At 44.2% G+C, this 19,712-nt stretch carries 18 protein-coding genes and 1 pseudogene; 1 reads left to right on the plus strand and 18 read right to left on the minus strand.

What is annotated here, in order from left to right; translation table 11 throughout:
• Positions 1–345 (plus strand): hypothetical protein (locus tag PLL47_RS00855; protein ID WP_324443755.1); only part of this gene is annotated, 345 nt, incomplete at its 5' end.
• Here PLL47_RS00855 and PLL47_RS14925 read toward each other — a convergent pair.
• The 18 genes and pseudogenes from PLL47_RS14925 to PLL47_RS00940 all read right to left on the minus strand — a co-directional run bounded on the left by PLL47_RS14925 (position 230) and on the right by PLL47_RS00940 (position 19,230).
• A complete protein-coding gene (locus PLL47_RS14925) occupies positions 230–481 on the minus strand; it encodes an SUMF1/EgtB/PvdO family nonheme iron enzyme (protein WP_502883663.1) in 252 nt (83 codons plus the stop codon). The two genes, PLL47_RS00855 and PLL47_RS14925, sit on opposite strands and share 116 nt — an antisense overlap.
• A 13-nt stretch (positions 482–494) precedes the next feature.
• Positions 495–1,127 (minus strand): annotated as a pseudogene (locus PLL47_RS00860) (RNA-directed DNA polymerase); the annotation flags it as partial.
• A gap of 12 nt (positions 1,128–1,139) precedes the next feature.
• On the minus strand, positions 1,140–1,541 hold the full coding sequence (locus PLL47_RS00865; protein ID WP_324443757.1) for a hypothetical protein: 402 nt from the start codon (positions 1,539–1,541) through the stop codon (positions 1,140–1,142).
• Positions 1,514–1,858 carry a diversity-generating retroelement protein Avd gene (gene avd / locus PLL47_RS00870; protein WP_324443759.1) on the minus strand — a complete coding sequence of 115 codons (345 nt, stop codon included), beginning with the start codon at positions 1,856–1,858 and terminating at the stop codon, positions 1,514–1,516. The genes PLL47_RS00865 and avd overlap by 28 nt, the downstream gene beginning before the upstream one ends.
• Positions 1,851–2,408, minus strand: coding sequence for an HRDC domain-containing protein (locus tag PLL47_RS00875; RefSeq protein ID WP_324443761.1), 558 nt, complete (start codon positions 2,406–2,408; stop codon positions 1,851–1,853). The genes avd and PLL47_RS00875 overlap by 8 nt, the downstream gene beginning before the upstream one ends.
• Positions 2,409–2,565: 157 nt before the next feature.
• A complete protein-coding gene (locus PLL47_RS00880; RefSeq protein WP_324443763.1) occupies positions 2,566–3,927 on the minus strand; it encodes a formylglycine-generating enzyme family protein in 1,362 nt (453 codons plus the stop codon).
• Positions 3,928–4,065: 138 nt separating this feature from the next.
• Complete coding sequence (locus PLL47_RS00885; protein ID WP_324443765.1) at positions 4,066–5,196, minus strand: KAP family P-loop NTPase fold protein; 1,131 nt, start codon at positions 5,194–5,196, stop codon at positions 4,066–4,068.
• A 353-nt stretch (positions 5,197–5,549) separates the two neighbouring features.
• Positions 5,550–6,329: a HEAT repeat domain-containing protein gene (locus PLL47_RS00890; protein WP_324443767.1), complete on the minus strand. Its 780-nt coding sequence runs from the start codon at positions 6,327–6,329 to the stop codon at positions 5,550–5,552.
• 236 nt (positions 6,330–6,565) lie between these two features.
• On the minus strand, positions 6,566–7,354 hold the full coding sequence (locus PLL47_RS00895; protein WP_324443769.1) for an SAM hydrolase/SAM-dependent halogenase family protein: 789 nt from the start codon (positions 7,352–7,354) through the stop codon (positions 6,566–6,568).
• A 136-nt stretch (positions 7,355–7,490) separates the two neighbouring features.
• Complete coding sequence (locus PLL47_RS00900) at positions 7,491–8,234, minus strand: epoxyqueuosine reductase (protein ID WP_324443771.1); 744 nt, start codon at positions 8,232–8,234, stop codon at positions 7,491–7,493.
• An 18-nt stretch (positions 8,235–8,252) separates the two neighbouring features.
• A complete protein-coding gene (locus PLL47_RS00905; RefSeq protein ID WP_324443773.1) occupies positions 8,253–8,744 on the minus strand; it encodes a methylated-DNA--[protein]-cysteine S-methyltransferase in 492 nt (163 codons plus the stop codon).
• Between the two features lie 250 nt (positions 8,745–8,994).
• The gene (thiC, locus tag PLL47_RS00910; RefSeq protein WP_324443775.1) at positions 8,995–10,281 is read right to left on the minus strand and encodes a phosphomethylpyrimidine synthase ThiC; all 1,287 of its coding nucleotides are present in this window, start codon (positions 10,279–10,281) and stop codon (positions 8,995–8,997) included.
• Between the two features lie 447 nt (positions 10,282–10,728).
• On the minus strand, positions 10,729–11,646 hold the full coding sequence (gene aglJ, locus PLL47_RS00915) for an S-layer glycoprotein N-glycosyltransferase AglJ (protein ID WP_324443777.1): 918 nt from the start codon (positions 11,644–11,646) through the stop codon (positions 10,729–10,731).
• A 128-nt stretch (positions 11,647–11,774) separates the two neighbouring features.
• Positions 11,775–12,326 (minus strand): TATA-box-binding protein, encoded by a 552-nt coding sequence (locus PLL47_RS00920; protein WP_324443779.1) that lies wholly within the window; start codon positions 12,324–12,326, stop codon positions 11,775–11,777.
• A 194-nt stretch (positions 12,327–12,520) separates the two neighbouring features.
• The gene (scpB, locus tag PLL47_RS00925) at positions 12,521–13,636 is read right to left on the minus strand and encodes an SMC-Scp complex subunit ScpB (protein WP_324443781.1); all 1,116 of its coding nucleotides are present in this window, start codon (positions 13,634–13,636) and stop codon (positions 12,521–12,523) included.
• Positions 13,637–13,681: 45 nt separating this feature from the next.
• Complete coding sequence (locus tag PLL47_RS00930; protein ID WP_324443783.1) at positions 13,682–14,683, minus strand: segregation/condensation protein A; 1,002 nt, start codon at positions 14,681–14,683, stop codon at positions 13,682–13,684.
• Positions 14,676–18,203: a chromosome segregation protein SMC gene (gene smc / locus PLL47_RS00935; RefSeq protein ID WP_324443785.1), complete on the minus strand. Its 3,528-nt coding sequence runs from the start codon at positions 18,201–18,203 to the stop codon at positions 14,676–14,678. The genes PLL47_RS00930 and smc overlap by 8 nt, the downstream gene beginning before the upstream one ends.
• 46 nt (positions 18,204–18,249) lie before the next feature.
• The gene (locus PLL47_RS00940) at positions 18,250–19,230 is read right to left on the minus strand and encodes a hypothetical protein (protein WP_324443787.1); all 981 of its coding nucleotides are present in this window, start codon (positions 19,228–19,230) and stop codon (positions 18,250–18,252) included.
• Positions 19,231–19,712: the final 482 nt, after the last annotated feature.

A 19,712-nucleotide genomic window follows, 5' to 3' on the forward strand; every position in this document is an offset into this window, starting at 1 on the left:
GCGGTGTCCTTTTCGGTCGCTTCGCTCCCTCAAGAGGACTTAAAACCAGCGTGGGAAAGTTTGGGAAGCGAAAAACAGGGCAATCGTAATACCGTATCAAACGTGTCTTGTCACGTTTGCAAAGCAAACGGCTTTTTCGTAATGAAGACTGAAAATGGGAAGCATCAAGAAAAAAACACGAAACTAAAACAAAATAAGAGCTTTACAAAACCGCTACCGACTTTGAGACCTAAGCATTATCAGCATTTAGCCCTACCAGAGGTAGCGGTTCAATTTCTCTTTGTCCGAGACACCGGCGCAGGACTGCAGTCTGGTCACCACCGGGCACTGGCACAGCATTCGTAAACACTGTAACTTCTGGCAGTGGCGGTGAACTCAAAAGACGAAAGCCAAGGTTGTTGTTGCGGTTGCCGGGGTCGTTCCTGTTGCGGTTCGCTGACCGGCAATTCCTGGCGTTATTGTTCCAGCTACCGCCCCGTATTACACGGTTGGAGCTATTGACGACCGCTAGCCCTGAAAAACATCTTAAAGAAGATGTCCTTCCTTAGCCTGTGTGTATTTCCTATTTTTAAATGCTCTGTTCTGCTCATTAGGGACTGGCAGTATTTGTTTTCATCAAGTTTTCCAAGCTCAAAATCCTTTGACTTTGACTTCATTTTCTGCAAAATTCTCTTTTTGTTTCCATGTTTCAGCCGGATGAGTTTTGGAAAGACCCTGAAGCCGAGGAAAGGGACTCCTTCCATCACTGGAGAAATAATTGTTTCCTTTTCTTTCATTTCCAGCCTTAGATCGTTTCCGAGAAAAGCCTTTATTTTTGCATGCAGAAGGTGAAGCTCTGATTTGTCGTTAGCAAAGATTATGAAATCATCCATGTACCTGAGATACGCTTTGACCTCAAGAACATCCTTGATATAATGATCAAGCCTGTCAAGATACAGGTTTGCAAAGAGCTGGCTAGTCAGACTTCCGATAGGAATTCCTTTTTGCGGAAATTCCATTTCAGGGCTGTCAATGATAAGATACAGGAGCCAGAGCAGGTCAGGGTCTTTGAATTTTCTGGCAAGCATTCTTTTTAAGACCTCGTGGTCTATGCTTGCAAAGTATTTGCTAATATCACATTTCAGGAAGTAACGGTATTTCTAGCTGAATGCCTGAACCTGAAGAATGGCCCTGTGAGTCCCTTTCCCTTTGCGGCAGGCATAGTTATGATAAATAAACGTCCGGTCGAGAATAGGTTCTATTTTATTGCAGATGGCATGGTGCACAACCCGATCTCTAAAATCGGAAGCCCCGATTTCCCTTTCCTTTGGCTCATAAATGCGGAAAATGCGGAGGGGCAGAGGGCGGTATGTTTTGCCAAGAAGTTCTTCCCTGATGCACAAAAGCTCTTTTTCAAGATTAAAATAGAATTCTGCAACCCTTCTCCTGGCCTTTTTCCCCCTGAACGCTTTTTTGGACGCCAGAAGCAGGTTATCGAAAGACACAATTTCTTCAAAGAGGTTCCCATACCTCTTCAAGATCCCACACCACCCTTCAACCATGTCCCTGTCATTTTGCCAACCTCGTTTATGGAAGCTGAAGCATACTCAAGTTGCCTGGTAGAAAGGTAGTGCATATCATGGCAAATGCGGAGGAGAATTCGAAGTTTCTCAAACTTAATATTGATTTTCCTGGAACCTGCCTTCCTTGCATCCCTGTCATAACGGCATTCAATGATGTCCTCAAGGATATCAAGAGCAAGGTTGTCAATCCTAGTTGTGAACGTAAACCTGGCCTTTTTCGGGAATTTATCTGTGGTATTGAGGAGCCACTTTAGAAATTCAGTCCATTTCACGAAAAGCTGAAGTTCCTCACTCATGACGCATCCCCTCGCCAGCAACGTCTTCTTCAGTTATGCCACTCATATTGCCCCCTTGATCTCTCTCACCATCAAAAGTCGGAAGCCGCCCACATGAAGAAACAATTCTTAAAATCTCTTTCCCGTACTTTTCAATTTTAGCTTTCCCTATCCCATCGATACCCTGAAGCGCATTTAAAGAAGTCGGCCTCATAACCGAAATCCGAGCAAGCTGCATATTATTGCAGATGATATACGGCGGAACCCCTTCTTTCTTGCTCTCCTCGCCTCTCCACTCTTTAAGCATTTTAAACAAAGGCCAGTCAGCATCGTTAAGAATTGTCTTGTAACTTTCTTCCTTTTTCTCTAACTTTTCTTCACCATGATTTACCTGCACCGGCATGGAAGAATTCCGGTATTCCGCAAGCACCGTCCAGAAAAACTCTCCCTTCCTCTCAAAAAAATGGCTCTCCCACCTCAAGATCTCCTTATCAGCCAGAAAACCGGACATTGCGGAATCAGGGAAACTTTCACTTTTCTCCGAATACTTTACTGTGAATATTTTCAACATAACATATCTTCCAGATATTATATTAAGTGTCACACCGGCAGGCTCAGCACCTCAGGCTCTGCGGCTTACGCACGCTTCGAGCCTTCGGGCTTCGCCGGAGAATTCAACTTTACTTTAACTATTAACTTGAGTGGTAAAGTGGTAAAGTAGAAAGTGGTTACAGTTTCCTCAAAAGACGAAAGCCAACGAAGTTGCTGCTGCGGGCGCCGGGGTCGAACCCGGCGCGGGCCGCCGACCGGCAATCCCCGGCGCCATCGTACCAGCCACCGCCCCGAACCACACGGGAGGAGCTATCTCCATCTTCCCAGGCACTACCATCAGAAGGAGCACCTTCATAGTTACCATGCCACCTATCCTGAACCCATTCCCAGACATTACCATGCATATCATAAAGACCCCAAGCATTGGGCTTCTTCTGACCAACAGGATGAGTTCTACCTTCTTTTAAAATTTTGTCATTATTTTTAACCCATTCTTCATAAATTGAATAACCACTATACCAAGCATAATCCCCGAGTTTTGACTCGTCATCACCGAAAGAATACTTTGTATTCGTTCCTGCACGGCAGGCATATTCCCATTCAGCTTCAGATGGCAAACGGTACTTGTCAGTGCCTTCCCTTTCATTGAGTCTTTTGATAAACTCCTGAACGTCATCCCAGGAAACAGATTCTACAGGCAGATCAGCACCTTTGAAACTGGAAGGATTATTACCCATAACTTCTTCCCACTGCTTCTGAGTAACCGGGTATTTACCAAGGTAAAAAGGAGTTCCGATTTTTACATTATGAACCGGCTGTTCATCTTCATACTCATTTGACCCCATCATGAAATCTCCCGCAGGAATACGCACAAATTCGATTCCATCAAAAGTAATGGAGGAAAAATCGGTACCTTCTTCAGAAGACGGAACAACAGGTGATATCTGCAACAGCTTGCTAAAGTCAAGACCTGAAAGGGTATAGTCTTCTGGTTTTTTTAGAGGATCGCTCCCCTCACAGCCGTATCTCAATAAGCCAATTAACTTTTCATGTTTGGTCCACTTTTCCAGGTTTTTATTTTCACTTTCCGGCTTTAACGCATATTCCTGTAACTGGTCGAGAAGTTTACTGTTAGAACCCAGAGCTGAAACCAGTTCAGGCCATCTCATGCTTATTGCCACGAATTTTGCAAGCTTTCTGCAGTTCCACATCTTTTCAGGAGATGTGCCCGGATCATAAGAAAAAAGAGCCGTTCTTTTTCCAATCGTTCTCTGAAAACGGAACAGGTTAAAGAACTGTTTCATACGGCAGGGATTTCTATCAAGAGCTGGAGCAACCATTTCCAGAATGTGATCCAACTCCACTGATTTGTCATCACAGTCGTTGTCGTTCGTGATCTTCTCTTCTTTCTCCGATTCTTCCTTTGAAGCTTCTCCAGAAACCTCTTCTCCAGGTTTGGCACTTTCAGAACCTTTCAGCGGAATGCTGTCTTTATCAGGCTGTGAACTTGGGGTGGTAGCCTTAAATTTACGGAACAATTTCTTTAAATTTTCAATCAATAGATTATCAGATAGCCAGGAAATTTTTGAGGGACTTTTCTTTTCAGGTTGAGGGTTCATAAATTCCCTAAAATCCTCATTTTTGGGACCTGGAACTTTAAAAGGAAGCTGTATAAATTATTCAATGTAGTCATAACCGTATTCAAGCCCATCGACACCTAAGAATTTTAGGACTTTTTCGTTTTTAGCCGCCAGTCCTGCAGATATGACTTTTCGGTCTATACCTATGGAAAAATAAACATTTGCTTTATCCGAGATCATGAGGTTTAACGCCTGCATGAGTTCTGCAGCTTTTGGGACTTCGCAACGGTCAAGATCATCAACGAAGACATAGACCCTTGAATTTCCTACATATGATTCGATTATCTTGTCAAAATCGGAATGGAAGTGCTCTATGAAAGAGATATGCTCCGTGTAATTCGGATTGGATATAAATTTACTGAAATCAAAAGGATTTCCAACAAAATTTTTAATTTCTTTAATAAGATAAAATGATTGAAGTAAAAGACCAATAATTCCAGCCAACATTAACAAAACATTAACGGAGGTCCTGAATTTCGCATCAACTAAACCGACGGAAGTCGAATTATTTTCCAGGCTGGCATCAATCGAAGAGGTAGAATTTGGAGAATTTACCAGATTTGAAAAAAAATCTATTGGACCTGTAAAAGAAAAGCTAGAGAATGAAGTACCTGTAGAATGTGAGAACAAAAACCCCATCAAACTCGGAATGGATAGAATAAGTAAAATCCAAAGTGCCAAAATAATTATGATAAAAATTACTCGTGAAAGAATATGAAGGATAATTGAACTTTCTTTTTTCCACTTAAACTTAAGCCTCAGCAAGACTAATTTAATCCTAGCTCTTTGCAGTCCCCACCAGGAAAGCTGCTCTGACAACTGCTCCATTAAATTAAGGGCAAAAGCAGCCCACAACTCATCTTCTTTCTCGTATCTCCAGCAATTAAACCATACTGTAAAGTATTTCTTTCTCTTTTCGAAATATTTCTTTTTCTCTTTATCGGAGCCATTTTCCTCTTCGATTCTCTTTCTCAATTGCTGCATGAAAGAAGATTTACCGCACCCCCACTGCCCCTCAATAGAAAGAGTAATCGGAGCTAAAGTTCCCTCGGCGGTAAGAAATTCTGTGATAGCCTCAACGTAAGGCTGGAATCCTAGAGAATCTTCCCCTGTTGCAGTGTCACGACACATACAGTAAGACTCTGGTTTCGACTTATCGCCTGCCAAAAGAACTTAGCTCCATAAAACGTTTTCAAATCGTTTAGGAGAAAGCCGTATAAATATTTAGTTAAATTTTCGGAAGACTTAAAGAGTGCAGCTTAGATTTACATCCTCTGAGGCTTCATCGATTTATTTTGGGATCCAATTCAAACAGCTGAAATGGAGAAAAACCTACGGTTGACATGAGGAAAAAACAGTGATCAGCACAGGAAAAATATTAAGAGAGTTGAGGATTGTTCAGTTCAACGACGTTCAAATTTTGCTGCGATATTCACGCCAGTTATAACAAATGAATCCTCAAAAGTTACCTCAAAGACTCTTGAAATGAAACCCGCATAAACTCTATCTTACAACTTTTTTTACCTGAAATCCTGATATTCAGAAAGTATTCCCAGGGCTCCGGCTGCAATTTTTCTGACTTCAGGGTCTATGTCGTTCAGTTTATTGACAAGGACTTCGATTGCTTTTTTATCTCCGCTTTTTCCGAGGGCTTCGGCGGCACACTTTCTTACCCAGGGGTTGTCGTCGTCCAGCATGCTGATAAGAGGACTAATAGCCTGAGGGGCTTTGAGGGTTCCGAGAGCATATACGGCAGTAATCCTGAGTTCTGGGTTCTTTTCTTTAAGCATTCCGGGGAGAGGATCAACTGCCCGCTTGTCTCCGAGTTTTCCAAGGGCTTCTGCAGCATATTTCCTGATATCAGGATAGAGAGATTCAAGCAGGGACAGGATTGCAGAAAGAGCTTTATTATACCCAATTTTCCCGAGAGCTACAATGATCTGTTTCTGGAGTTCTACAGAACTGTCTTTCCTCGGGGTTTCTTCCAGCTTTTTAAGAAGGGGATTTACAGCATTCCGGCTCTCGAGGACTCCAAGAGCTGAGGCTGCAGCTATCCGGACCTCAGGTTTTTCGTCATCAATGGACAGGATGCAGAGCTCAGAATCTTCGGCACTGAGTTCCATTTGCCCGGAATCTCTGCCCTCAAGCTCACTGAGGAGCTGCGAGAGGTGGACATATTTTTCAGAGGAGGTTTTTAAGCCGGAAACATCGCTCAGCATCTCCATGGACAGATAAATTATGGCGACGAGGGAGGAAACTAACGAAAGAAGGGACGCAAAAAGCATGAACTCTATCTTCAATATAGAGGGGGAATGAAGGCTGAAAATTATCAGCATCAGCCCGTTGATATAAATGCTCCCGACAGCCGTGTATGAAACAATTTTCAGAGGAGGCTTTAGCCGGTTTGCAATTGAATGGATGCTGTCAAGGTTCCTCTGCAGAGCCAGCGCAAAAATTGCAATAATTTCATACTGAAAAGGCAGTTAGTATTAAGGGTATTATATAAAAGATTCGTCTGCCTGAGAAGTCCAGCCACTTACAAAACCTTAACTGCCACCGGATCCCCGTTTTTGAGCCCGAACTGCAGGGCTGCGTTTCCTTTATTTACCGCGAGTTCCAGAAAGCCGTGGCTTCCAATTAGTGCCAGAGCATCTCCCTGCTTGACAAAACCATAGGTCTGGACAAAAGAGACTTTCCTGCCGTTTACTTCCACCTGTGAGCCAAAATTGCGGAACTTCAGGACCGCAGCTTCAGGAATATTCGTAATCACGTTTCCGAAACTATCAGCATAAACAACTTCCCCTACAAGAAACTGCCCGTCAATCCCGAAATTTTCGAAATCAAGATCTACAAAGTCCGAGATTTTAGGTCCGACGGTCTCAATTGGCATGCCTTTTGAGAGCCTGGCTCCCACAGGTGCAAAAATATCCCTTCCGTGAAACGTTGCAGAAACTCCTGACCTGAGCATTAGCTCCTTATTTGTGATTTCATACACTTCCATATCTCCCAGGCTACGGGCTGCAGGGATCATGAGCCCGTTATCGGGACCCACAAAAAATTGCTCTTCTCCTTCAGGACCTGCTTTCAGGGCAAGTGCACGGCGGAGAGTTCCAACACCGGGATCTACAACTCCTACGTGCACGCTTTTAGCCGGGAAATAAGGGACAAGAGAGTACAGAGCAAAGGCTCCCTCCCTGATTCCCCCCTGCCGGATAGAATGAGTTACATCAATTATCTGCACATTTGGATTAATTCCAAGAATCACGGCTTTCATGGCTGCTGGATAGAGGTCTCCGAAATCGGTGGTAAGGGAAATAATAGACATATTGATCAATTTTAATTCGTCTTTCCATCTATAAGTCAGTTTCATGAGCCTTTTAAAGATACAGTCTCGATGACATGCCCATTTACAATTAGACACCAATTAATTGTCTGCTTATCTGATTTCTTAGAAAAACTTTTTAACAGGACCTTAGGGAGCAGGGTCCGGTTGCACATTTTCCGCAGGCGTGCTGGTTAAGCTCTGGAAAAGCTTTTTCATTTTCCTGAAGCAGCCTGAAACATTTTTCCCTGTCTAGCCCTTTTATAGTAACGGCGCCAGCCGGGCACCTGTCCAGACAGACAAGGCATTTCTCTCCTTTTTTGTGGCGGCAGAATTCTTCGGTCGGGCGCAGAGTAGGGGGAATTTTAGCGGAGATCAGTATTGTCCCAAAGCGACCGGAGCATCCTGCTTTAGTTATCAGCATTTGGTGGACCCCGAAAGTGCCCAGACCCGCAGCATAAGCGGCACTTTTGTGGGACCATGTGATATCGAACCCCTTATTCTTATAATCAAAAACTATTGAAGGCACAAATGCTTCTATGCCGTCTTTTGCCAGTTCAGCCGTCAGTTTTTCACTGATTTCTCCTATCAAAAGGTCTGTTTCACCTTTAGCCAGAATCCATTCCTTCACAGGCTCACTGGACCTCCAGTTTAGCCTCACAAGTTCTTTTTCAAAAGGCAGGAAAAAAGAAACAACAGTTTTTGCTTCAGGAAAAATCTCTTTTGGGTGCAGGTGATGAGGACCAATGATTTTCTTCATTTCATCAAAAATCGAGTCGCTGGCTGAAGCATAGCCTATAAGAGGTTCACGATATCGAGTCTCAGTGCCAGGATTTACGGCTGCTTTTTTAATAATATTCTCGATCTTATTTTTGAGTTCCATGCTGATTTCTCCTGCGAATTAATCTTTCCAAGACATGCTCAAATTGTTTTCTTCAAGCTTCAATAAAAATTCCTTAACGTCCAGCCCACCTGCATAGCCGGTAAGCTTTCCATCTGCTCCGATAACCCTGTGGCAGGGCACGATTATTGCAATCGGATTCCGGTTATTTGCAAGCCCCACAGCCCTGTAAGCTTTTGGTTTTCCGATGGATACGGCTATGTCTTTGTAACTCCTGGTTTCACCATAAGGGATTTCACATAAAGCCTTCCAGACAGATTTCTGAAATTCCGTGCCTTCCGCAGCCAGCTTTACATCAAAAGGCTTGAGTTTTCCTGAAAAGTAAGCTTCGAGCTGCCCGGAGATTTCCCTGAAAAACTCTTCATTTTCTACCCAGTCATCCGAGACCTCAATTTTCTTTTTACCTTTCATGAAATTTACGTGTTTCATCCCTTCTTCGTCTCCCGCAAGAAGTATGGGACCGATTGGTGACTTAACTATGCAATAGTACATTTCTGTCTTCTCCTGCCGATGAAAGTAGTTCTATCACTTATGGTAGAAATGTTTATTCAATAATCTTTAACAGGCAGTCCACAAGGTCTGGAAAAAGCGAGATATATAAAGAGAAAAATTCTCACAGGGCAGAAGAAAGCGGAAAAAGAAAAATAAAATTCCTGAGTGAAAGAAAAATCACGAGAAATTGACTTAAAAAAGATGAGATTAGTAAAGCCCGAAGGCTTTACCGCAGTTAACCAGTACCTGCTTATTTTGCAAGGTTGTAGTTCTGGTTGACGATCTTGAGGGCGCAGAAGTTACCGCACATTGTGCATGCATCTGTGTCTTCTGGTGCTCTGCTGTTCCTGACTGCTCTTGCGTGTTCTGGGTCGATTGCAAGGGAGTACATCTTTTCCCAGTCGAGTTCTCTTCTGGCTCTGCCCATGTCAAGGTCCCACTGTCTTGCCCTGTCAGGGTATTTTATCATATCGCCGACGTGGGCTGCAATTCTGGAGGTTTTGACACCGGTGATGACGTCTTCGAGGTTCGGGAGAGCGAGGTGCTCTGCGGGTGTTACATAGCAGAGGAAGTCACAGCCGTAGGAGGCAGAGACGGATGCACCGATTGCGGTTACGATGTGGTCGTATCCTGGAGCGATGTCGGTAACGAGAGGTCCGAGCATGTAGAAGGGCTTGTGACCGCTCATTTCTTTCATGAGTTTTACGTTGGTTGCAATCTGGTCAAGCGGGACGTGGCCAGGACCTTCGACAATGACCTGCAGCCCCTGCTTGTGTGCCCTGTCAGCCATTTCGGAGTTAATGATCAATTCCTGGATCTGGGCGCGGTCGGTTGCGTCGTGGACTGCACCTGCACGCATTCCGTTTCCTGTAGAGAGAACAACTTCGTGTTCCTTGAGGATCTCAACGAGGTAGTCAAAGTTTGCATAAAGCGGGTTTTCCTTTTCGTTGTGGAGCATCCAGGAGCTCATGAAGGCGCCGCCGCGGGAGCAGAGACCGCCGTACCTGCCGTGGGCTTTAAGCCTGTCAAGAGTGATGTTGTTGATCCCGGTGTGGATTGCCATGAAGTTGGTTCCGAGCTTTGCCTGGGCTTCTGTTGCATTGAAGAGTTCGTCCTCTGTCATGTGAACGATTGATCCGTACTTCCTTGCAGCTTCAATGAAAGCCTGGTAGAGAGGCACTGAACCGACTGAAAGGGAGATGCTGTCAATGACTTTTTTCCTGATTGCAAGGAAGTCTCCGCCGGTTCCAAGCTCCATGAGAGTGTCAGCACCTGCTTTTTCTGCGGCCTGGGCTTTCTTGACTTCCATATCTGGATCAACAATGTCCGAGGATACACCGATGGAGGCGTTGACTTTGGTCCTGAGACCTTCTCCGATACCGCAGATCTTAACCTGTCTGTAAGGGGAGGTTGGGATAACGATTCTTCCGGCTGCAACACCGCGGCGGATGAATTCAGGGTCAAGTCCTTCATCCTTTGCTACGATCTTCATCTCTTCAGTGATAATTCCTTTCTGTGCATCTTCCACAATTGTCATCTTTATTACCTCAAACTTTCATTCGTCAGTAAGATTATCGTCAGATTGCATGTGTAAGTAAAGGGAATATGAGTTAGATCATAAAAGCAAGTAATTATATATAACACTATTTAAAAAACTAACTTTAATCGAATACAACTTTACTTTACTTGACTGCCATTTGATACGGAAAATATAATGCTCTGGATTAAAATAAGTTTTTTATAATGAATTTAGAAAATAAAGCTGAGTTTTAAACAAGTAAACTTGTTTTGGATAGGAGGATTCTGAGAATATGAAGAAAAATTAGACGACAAAATGATATGAAAAAAATAGACTGAAAAAAGTAAGCCGAGATCAGGAAAAAGAAGCCCCTGAGAATATCTAAAAATTATATAAAAGAAATTGAAGGATGACCAGAAAACTGAGAAGCTTCCGCATTAGAAACTACCGGATTAGAAACTACGGTCATTTTCTCCGGTTATTTTTCTCCTGGATTAAGCTGACAGTCTGCCTGTGAAGAGTAACTATAAGGTCGCTGAGCATCCCGAAGATAAACATCTGAAGCCCGAATATAATAAACAGGGTCGTGAGACTGGAAAGGAGAACATGGGTGATATTCTTGAACCACTCGATTACCACATAGGTTCCTGTAAACAGACCAGCGATAATAAAGACAAAACCTATGATCCCGAAATAAAACATGGGATTGTGCACTTTTGCGAGCCTGTAAATAGTAGACCCGATTCTTATTCCGTCTTTTACAGGGTTTAGCTTGGTTGCGCCTTTTTTACTCCGGGGGAGGTAAGTAATTGGAATTTCTTCTACTATCTGTTTTTTCAGGATGCATTCCACTGAGATTTCAGTTTCAATCTCAAAGCCTGTTTTGTTAAGCTCAAGCTCCCTTATGCTCTCAAGTGTGAAAGCACGGTACCCTGAAAGAATGTCCCTTAACTGTACCCCGTAAACGATATCAAATAGCGTATTTATCAGGCGGTTACCTACAAGGTTCAGTTTTGTAAAAGCCCCGGGGGAATATTTCTCCAGTCGGTTGCCTATAACATGGTCGGCTTTTCCTTTCAGGACAGGCTCAAGAAGAGAAGGAGCTTCTTTTGCAAGATATGTCCCATCTCCATCAACCATTATTATATAGGGGCTCTCAATAAGTTCGAAAGCCTGAATCATTGCCTGTCCTTTGCCCTTTCCGGTCTGCAGGACAACTCTTGCGCCTTCTGCTTCTGCAATCTGCGCTGTCCTGTCCCTGCTGTTTCCATCGATTACCAGAATATTGGAAAAACCTTCCTTCTTGAAATCCTTAATGAGCTCCCCTATAGTTGCAGCTTCGTTAAGGGTAGGAATGAGGATGCAAACATCTGCATTATTCACGTTTCACACATATCCTTTACCGGAGCCTCTACGCATATCGCAGAATCCGTTTTTATTTTAGTATTCCCCCATGTATTTTCACAGGAGACAGATAAAATGGGTACAATAGATAAAAAGGTTTGAGGGTTTTATAAAAGTCCCATGTTGTCGAGCTGCTGACGAACTACTTCTACGCCCCTCTCACAGTCTTCAGGGGTTTTTCCGCCAGTAACAACCAGTTTTCCGGAGCTGAAAATAAGGACAACTACCTTGGGATCATCGATCCTGTAAACAAGACCCGGAAACTGTTCGGGTTCGTATTCGATATTCTCAAGCCCGAGCCCGATTGCAATTGCATTGAGGTTAAGAATAGTGTGCAGATCTGCTGAGGCAACTATATTCTGGACAGTAATCTGCGGGTTTTCTATTGTCTGGATATCGATACTGTTCAGTTTTTTTGCCATATTGCCAATAACTGTGTGCACGTCAGCAACGTTTTTTGCTCCTGTGCAGACAACCTTTCCGGAGGTGAATACCAGAAAAGCAGCTTTAGGGTCAGAAACTCTATAGACGAGCCCGGGGAACTTCTGTTTGTTATATTCAGCCCCTTCGAACTTGGATTCGATCACAGTTAAATCAAACTCTTCAGCGAGTTTGGTGGATGCGACCACGTTTTCGATTTTGATGGTAGATTCGCTCATTAGTCAACCCTCAGTATATAAAGCAAGAGTAATATCCTCTAACCGGTATATAAAGCTATAGTTAAATGCCTCGCATACTATATAAAAGCTATATATAAAGAATATAAATGCGACAGAAAAGCTTAAATTAGAGGCGCCAGTGAAATAAAAAAAATTCGAAGAGAAAGAGGCACCCGAATCGGCTTTAAAGTGGATCAATCTTCATAATTTTTTAAACCTTCAAGGATGGAATCATATTTTTTGCAGACCCTTTCAAGAAGATCTCCCTCAACATTGCGGTGAGTGGGTACCAGAATTTTAGCCCCTTTCCCTATACTCACGCCTTCAGTTGAAGTTCCATAATCAGGAGCGATAAGAATACCGTCTGCAGAGATCCTTATGTTGAGATCATTAACAATCTTTGAGACCATTTCAGTTGCAGGCTTTACCTTTTTCTCAATAAGCAGGGCGGAAGCTACATACCTTTCCCTTGTCTCCCTGATCTTCTTGAGAGTATTTTCCACCACTTCAGGGTCCACTTCGTCGGAAAGTTCTTCGGAGATTAAAGAAACTGCCTCGAGAAGGTCTTCAAATGTTGTTGAACGCACCTCAAGGATCTCCCCATCGCAGTGTTGCTTCACAGTATCAAGGTAACCGGCAGTAACCACAAGCACATCGGCTTCAAGCAGGCGGGAAATTTCCTCCTTGGAAGGGCAGTAAGCATTCGCAACAAAATAGTCTTTAATCCCGCACATTTTCATAAGGGATTCGTACATCGGAGTCACAGCAATGGTCTTTTTCCCTACCCAGAGGTTGATCTCACTCTGCCCGCCCTGCGCCCTCAGAAGCTCAATGATTTTCTCTTTTATGGCTTTGGGGTCATTCTTTTTGAGCCCGAAATAATCTGCAAACAGCGGGGTAGTGGAAAGCTGCCTGCTCCTCCCGCAGGGTACAGACTCGACAAAACCCCTTTCAATCAGGTCTTTTATGTGGTCATAAGCTCCGCTGCCTCTCATTTCAATAAGATCTGACTGAAGCAGGGGCTGATGATAGGCAATCATGGACAGAGTCCGGAGTTTGGGGGCTGAGAGTTCTTTTGGGGCGACCTCTCTCATCAGTTCGGAATACTCCGGCTTTACCTGCATAACGTAGCGGTCCCCAAGGTCCAGGATTTCAATACCTGATCTCCTGGAAGAGTAAGCCTCCATGAGCTCCTGCACTGCCGAAGAAACATTTTTTTTCGGCTTTCCTGTAATTTTCATAAGTTTTTCAAGGCTTACAGCCCTGCCTGCAGCAAAAAGAGCCGCTTCGATAATTTCAAGCTCACTCATAAATTTCACGACCAGAAAAGAGAATAAAGTTATTCATCAGGTAGGTTAACTTAGTTCTTCAGAAGAGTCCGAATTTATATATTCCGGTTCAAAGGAAAGTACTTCAGGATGCCCGGCTTCTTCAGGTTCTGCTTCTTCTGTTAAGCCCTGTTTCATTTGATGGAAAAGAGGGGGGTTGTTTTCCGTGGAAAAACCTGATTCTTCGCCTGGATAAATATGCAATTCCCCGAAAAGTTCACTCTGGAAGAGCCAGATTTTCCTGCTCGAAGCAAGAAAGAGAAGGGAAAGGTAGTCCATGATTTTGTCTTCGCTCATATGAGTCAAAGCAGAAAATTCCACAACAGGCTGCTTCATAAAAAGCTCAACAAGCCTTGCCCAGATAAGTGCCAGCCTTGAGCCGATAGCCTCGTCGTGGGCAATTCCGAGCACATCTCCCGTAGCCAGGGGAGCATCAGGGATACCATCCTCTTCTGCAGCCAGACGAGCTCTCTTTTCTTTTTTTCTTGAGAGCGTCTTTTCGGCTTTTTTAAGCTCCACAATAAGTTCGTTCAGTGTGACGGGTCTTGTGGAAATGCGGCGGACAGGAAGTTTTGGGACAGGAAATTCATCAGGCTCGGGAAGCTCTTCATCATCGAAAAAGCCAGGATCAAAATCCTCCTCTTCCTCTACTTCAGGTTCCAGGATTAATGAAGATTTCATGCGGAGGAGGATAGCCGAATAAAGGAGAGTCCTGGACGAAATCCTGAGGTCCATTTTCTGGAGTTCTTCTATCCTGTTCAGAAAAGTATCGGTTAGCTGAACTACATCAATATCCCAGGGGTCGATTTTTCCGTCCTTTGCGAGTTCGACAAGAATTCCAAGGGGCTCATAGGTGTCAAATTCCGAGAGGTCGAGAAGAGCCCAGTCAATGCCGAGGTAAGAAAGAGTTGTAGGAAGCCCAAATGTTTCAGGATCTGAAAAAAGAGAATCCTTTTCCCCGGAATCGCAGATCTCGGGAGAAGGAAGTCCGGAAATGTCAAGTGCCGAGTTATCTATAATTTCAGCCATTAAGCTTCACTCCGGTAATACTCGTGATATTATTCTCCTGCATGGTAACCCCGATTGTCCGGCTTGCAGCCTGAATCATGGGTTTTCTTAAAGAAACAACAATAAACTGAACCTTTGAGCCCGAGGTTTTAACGCGCCTTGAGACCCTCTCCACATTCCAGCCGTCAAGGAACATGTCAATCTCGTCAAAAGCATAGAACGGAGCAGGGCGGTACTGCTGAATTGCAAAGATGAAAGCAAGCGCGGTAAGACTCTTCTCTCCTCCTGACATGGCTTCTATGCGCTGGAGGGTTTTTTCTTTCGGCTGGGCTCTGAGAGTCATTCCACCGGCAAAGGGATCGTCCGGGTTTTCAAGCAGGAGTTCTCCCATACCGTCGGAAAGCTCGTAAAAGATCTCTTTAAAGTTGGTATTAATGCTTGTATAAGCCTCCATAAAGGAATCTCGTTTGAGCTGCTCATACTGGTCAATGCGCTCAAGGAGCTGTTTTCTTTCGGAAAAGAGTGTATCGCGCTTGCCCTGAAGATCGGAGAGCCTGAATTCTACCTCGTTATATTCATCAATTGCCCGCATGTTTACAGGTTCAAGCCTGCGCATGGCTTCTTCGATTGCCTGTATCCGCATATAAACAGTTTCATAACTCGGAACCTCTGAGCTCTCTTCAATTCCCCTTCTCTGTATCTCTTCAAGCAGCTGCTTTTCCTGGTCAAAAAGCGCACTTTTTGTGGCTGTGAGCGTGATTACCTGCTGTTTTGCTTTTTCAAGGGTTGTTGCAGCTATGCTGACCCTGCGCTTTACCGCACTGTATTCTGCCTGAACGTTTTCCCTTTCTTTCTGGAGCCCTATAAGCTCATCGGAAAGCTGGAGTTCACGTTTCTGTTTCTCTTCAAGCTGTGTTTCAAGTTCCGTGATTTTTGCTTTAAGAGAATCTATTCTTTCACGTCTTGAAGCTTTCTTTTCATCAAGTTCCTTTATAAGCTCCTTGGCTTCGTTAATCTTCTGTTCTGCATACTCTTTTTCAAGCTGCAAAGCATTCAGGCTGGCTTCAGTATCCCGGATCCTGCCGTCAAGCCGGCGGATTTCCTCGTCCACAAAATCGGCTTTTTTGTTGATTTCAGGGAGGGGAGAATCAGCAAGCTTTGCCTCAAGTTCGGCAACCTGACCCTCAAGTTCAGCCGCAATGCCTTCTTTTTCCGCCTTTTCCGCAATTACCCTGTCCATTTCAGCCCGGAATTCGTTTCTTGATTCTTCGATCGCCTTCAGGTCTGCCTGTTTTGCTTCCAGGAGTTCTGCGAGTTTGGCTTCCCTGCCGGCAATTTCCTGGATCTCGAGCTCTTTTCTGGAGATGGTAGCCTCACAGTCGCGGATCTTCCTGCTCAGCTCAAACACATGGCTTTCAATGCTGTCCTGTTTACTGATCGCCGCATTCCGGCTTGCGTCAAGGGTCCTTATTTCTTCTGCAAGCTCCATGAGCTTGTCTTTTTCCGCTGCTGCAAAAGAAATTCCTGATTTTGAAGAGAGAGAACCTCCGACCATTGCCCCGCTTTTTTCAAGGAGTTCCCCCTCAAGAGTTACCATTCTCGCCTTTCCCATAAGGCGGCGGGCACTGGCAAGGTCTTCCATAACAAGGGTATCCTGAAAAACATACCAGAAAGCAGGCTCAAAATCCGGATCGAATTCAATGAGATCGATTGCGTAACCTATTACTCCGTTTTCATAATTGAGGTTCTCAAGCCTTCTCGAATCCTTCATTTTATTAAGCGGAAGGAATGTAGCCCTGCCGCCTTTTCTCCGTTTAAGGAATTCAATTGCTTCTGCCGCATCTGCGTCAGTATCCACAACGACTGCCTGCATCCTGTTCCCTGCAGCAACCTCAAGTGCAGCCGCATACCTGCGGTCCACTTTTCCTAGCTGGGCAATGGTGCCGTGAATACCAAAGAGGTCTTCCTGCCTGGAAGCCCCGATTACCATCTCGACGGCTCTGGAATAACCGCCGCCCTGTTCCGAAGCCCGGACTCTTGCCTCGGCAATTGCATATTCCTGCTGCAGGGTGTGCAGCCTGCTTTCAAGTTTTTTAATATCTTCTTTTATCCGGAAGCGGCTGCTCTCTATATCGTCCCGATCTTTTATAAGAGATTCAAGGTTATTCGTAAGTTTTTCGATTTCGTACTGGACAGAAAGGGTGTCACTGTCCGATGCAGTAACTGCAGCCTGGGCATCCTTGATCTGGTTTTCAATCTCCCGCAGTTCTGAGGACTTTCTCCTGAGAGCATCGAGAAGCCTGTCCTCATTCCGGATAAGCTCGTTCTTTTCGTTTTTAACATCCTCGAGCTTTTTGCGGGCAGCCATAAGCTCGTCTCTTGTTGCTGCAAATTTGGCATCAATATCGGCAATCCTGCTCTGAAGCAGCATGCGCTCAGTTTTTCTTTCGGAAATCTCTGCACAAATGCTTTCTTTCCTTACGTTTTCAGCTTCGATCTTCTCTTCAAGCTCTCTGACCTTGCCCTTTGTGGAATCAATGTCAACAAATGCTTTTCTGCGCCGTGCATCAGCTTCTTCGAGTTCGGATTCCGAAACCTCAATGCTGTCAACGCAGCGGGAGATTTCTCCTTTTGTCTCTTCTATTTCCCTCTTGACCTGAAGCTGCTCATCTTCCCCTTTTTTCCGGATTTCAAGGGATAGATTTTCCAGAGTCTGTTCAAGTGCTTCTAATTCCTGAACTCTTTCATTCAGCAGAACCTGTACTTTTTCGAAGTGCTCTTCTTTCCCTGCGAGTTCCTTATCGACATTTTCCAGTTCAGCTCTGGCATCCTTGAGTTTGGAGAGAAGGACATAACCTTCAAATTTTAACTTTTCAGCCTTCAGAGACTGGTATTTTAGAGCCTGGTCGCGTTCCCCTGAGAGTTTTTCAAGCTGGGTACGCACCTCTTCAAGGATGATGTCCACACGTTCAATCTGCTGCCTGACAATTTCAAGTTCTCCGAGTGCTTTTTGCTTGCGCTCATCAAACTCTGCAACTCCGGCAATTTCATCAATAATCTTTCGCCTTTCCACAGAGCTCATGGAAATGATCTGTGTGACATCTCCCTGCATTACAACGTTGTAGCCTTCAGGCGTTACTCCCGCCTTTGCAAGCTGGGAATGGATCTCTCCCAGGCTTACGGCTTTGCCGTTAAAATAAAAATAGCTGTAGTACGCATTTTTTGTCCGCCTGACCTTTCTTGAGATCTCTACCTCATCGAGATCTAAAGGCAGCTTGCGGTCGGTATTATCAAAACGGATCGTAACCTGGGCAAAATCAGGCTTTTTTGCCTCATCTCCATTGTAAATAAGGTCCGTAAGTTTTTCAGCCCTCAGTGTCCTGGAACTCGTGAGCCCGAGTGCAAAGAGAATCCCATCTATGATGTTTGACTTTCCACTCCCGTTAGGTCCGGAAATAGTGGTGAAGTCATTGTAAAAGGAAATCTTTACTTTTTTTCCGAAGGACTTGAAATTAACGAACTCAATCTCTTTTATGTACACAGAATGCCTCTGAGGTTTTGCGTTTTTGAGGAAATTTTCGTTTTTCTCAGTCTCGTTTCGCGCGGGGGTCTCTCCGGCTGCAGGTTATGATTTCCGCGTCCTCGTGATCTCTGATGTCCACTGACTCATCAATTATCTGCTTTTTCGGAGCTTTTTCGGCGATTATGTATTCACATTTATAATCTTCATCAGGGCGGGCACTTCCAGGATCTTCCTTAACAGGGGGCCTGGATCTGGAAGAAACCGGCGGTCCTGGAGGGAATAAATGCCCCGGAGGAGCTTCTATTACTGGATTTGACTGCCTCAGAGTACCCCTAAACCGTCTTCGATCCCCGCTTTCGGCGATAATGTACTCACACTTTGTTTCGACAGGTTCCTTCTCGTCAAGCTCCCTGGGCTCAACTTCTTTTATCTTCAGTTGAACTTTTGCTTTTGTGCCTGGCAGGGATGCAGGAGCTTCTCTGAAATCAATCAGCTCACGTGCAGAAGGACCTTCTTTCCTGAATTCAAGGTTACGCTTTGGTTTTCTGGAAAGAGGGGGAAGATCAAGAGGATCTTCAAGGATAGGAAGAGAAGAAGAGGTAATAGAATTCTGCTTACTTTCAGTGTTCTGCCTGCTTCCCAATGCTCTTGAAAGTCTTTCAACTTCTGTTTCCAGCTTCTTTATGATCATTTTCTGGTCAAGCAGTTCTCTTACGAGCCCATCCTGAATTCCGGCAAGTTCTTTCACCCGCAGGTCAAGGTTTTCGGATTCGTCTTTTTTACCGGAAATCAATTCAGATCGCAGCTCACCAAGGATTGAAGCCCTGAGTGATGCAGAGTCAGGAAGCCCACGAAGTTCTGTTCTGATTTCAGAAAGAATTTGGTCCTTAAAAGAATCAAGGTCGGAACTACTTTCTGCTTCGGCCTGCAGCTCATTGAGAACCGAAGCCTTTATAGATTTTTTGAGAGTTTCGAGCTCCTCATAGGTTATTGACAGTCGCCTTTTAAGCGGTGTATTGTGCATATCTCTCTGTCCAGGTCTCATGAAAATACCTCAAATAATAAACTCGGGTCCCGGGTTCCTTATGTCTGCAGGTTTTTGTTATCATGAAGCGTCATTATAATATAATTAGATCGATTGAATCAGACAAATTTAAATAATATGTATAAAGTAGATGTAATCTTACTTTATATATATATGGTAATCGATAGTATTCAGCTCGCCCAGAATTACTTTAGATTATATTATAATAAGATAACTTTATTAACTTTTCTGAAACCGATTACAGAAACCATAAGCAAAATCTAAAAAAGAGCATTAAATATTAAATTTCCGAAGGAAGACGTTAAATCTGAGGATTTAACTAAAAACAGGAGAGGTAGCTCGGAAAAGCTCTGAAAAACAGGAAATGGATTCCATTAGATTTTTCTTTGAAGAATTATATGCATACTAGAACATCCAGCTTCAGGACAGAGGGCATTAAAGGTGTGATTAAGGGCAATCCATAGAAAAATAACTTTCCTGGA

Source organism: Methanosarcina sp. (genome assembly GCF_035390745.1).
GTDB lineage: Archaea > Halobacteriota > Methanosarcinia > Methanosarcinales > Methanosarcinaceae > Methanosarcina.

Excerpts from the sequence above, each read along its gene's own strand:
- PLL47_RS00930 (WP_324443783.1), bottom strand. The coding sequence starts at position 14,683 with ATGGCTGAAATTATAGATAACTCGGCACTTGACATTTCCGGACTTCCT.
- PLL47_RS00900 (WP_324443771.1), bottom strand. The coding sequence starts at position 8,234 with ATGGAACTCAAAAATAAGATCGAGAATATTATTAAAAAAGCAGCCGTA.
- PLL47_RS00940 (WP_324443787.1), bottom strand. The coding sequence starts at position 19,230 with ATGAGACCTGGACAGAGAGATATGCACAATACACCGCTTAAAAGGCGA.
- PLL47_RS00895 (WP_324443769.1), bottom strand. The coding sequence starts at position 7,354 with ATGTCTATTATTTCCCTTACCACCGATTTCGGAGACCTCTATCCAGCA.
- avd (WP_324443759.1), bottom strand. The coding sequence starts at position 1,858 with ATGAGTGAGGAACTTCAGCTTTTCGTGAAATGGACTGAATTTCTAAAG.
- PLL47_RS00875 (WP_324443761.1), bottom strand. The coding sequence starts at position 2,408 with ATGTTGAAAATATTCACAGTAAAGTATTCGGAGAAAAGTGAAAGTTTC.
- PLL47_RS00865 (WP_324443757.1), bottom strand. The coding sequence starts at position 1,541 with ATGGTTGAAGGGTGGTGTGGGATCTTGAAGAGGTATGGGAACCTCTTT.
- PLL47_RS00905 (WP_324443773.1), bottom strand. The coding sequence starts at position 8,744 with ATGTACTATTGCATAGTTAAGTCACCAATCGGTCCCATACTTCTTGCG.
- thiC (WP_324443775.1), bottom strand. The coding sequence starts at position 10,281 with ATGACAATTGTGGAAGATGCACAGAAAGGAATTATCACTGAAGAGATG.
- PLL47_RS00920 (WP_324443779.1), bottom strand. The coding sequence starts at position 12,326 with ATGAGCGAATCTACCATCAAAATCGAAAACGTGGTCGCATCCACCAAA.
- scpB (WP_324443781.1), bottom strand. The coding sequence starts at position 13,636 with ATGAGTGAGCTTGAAATTATCGAAGCGGCTCTTTTTGCTGCAGGCAGG.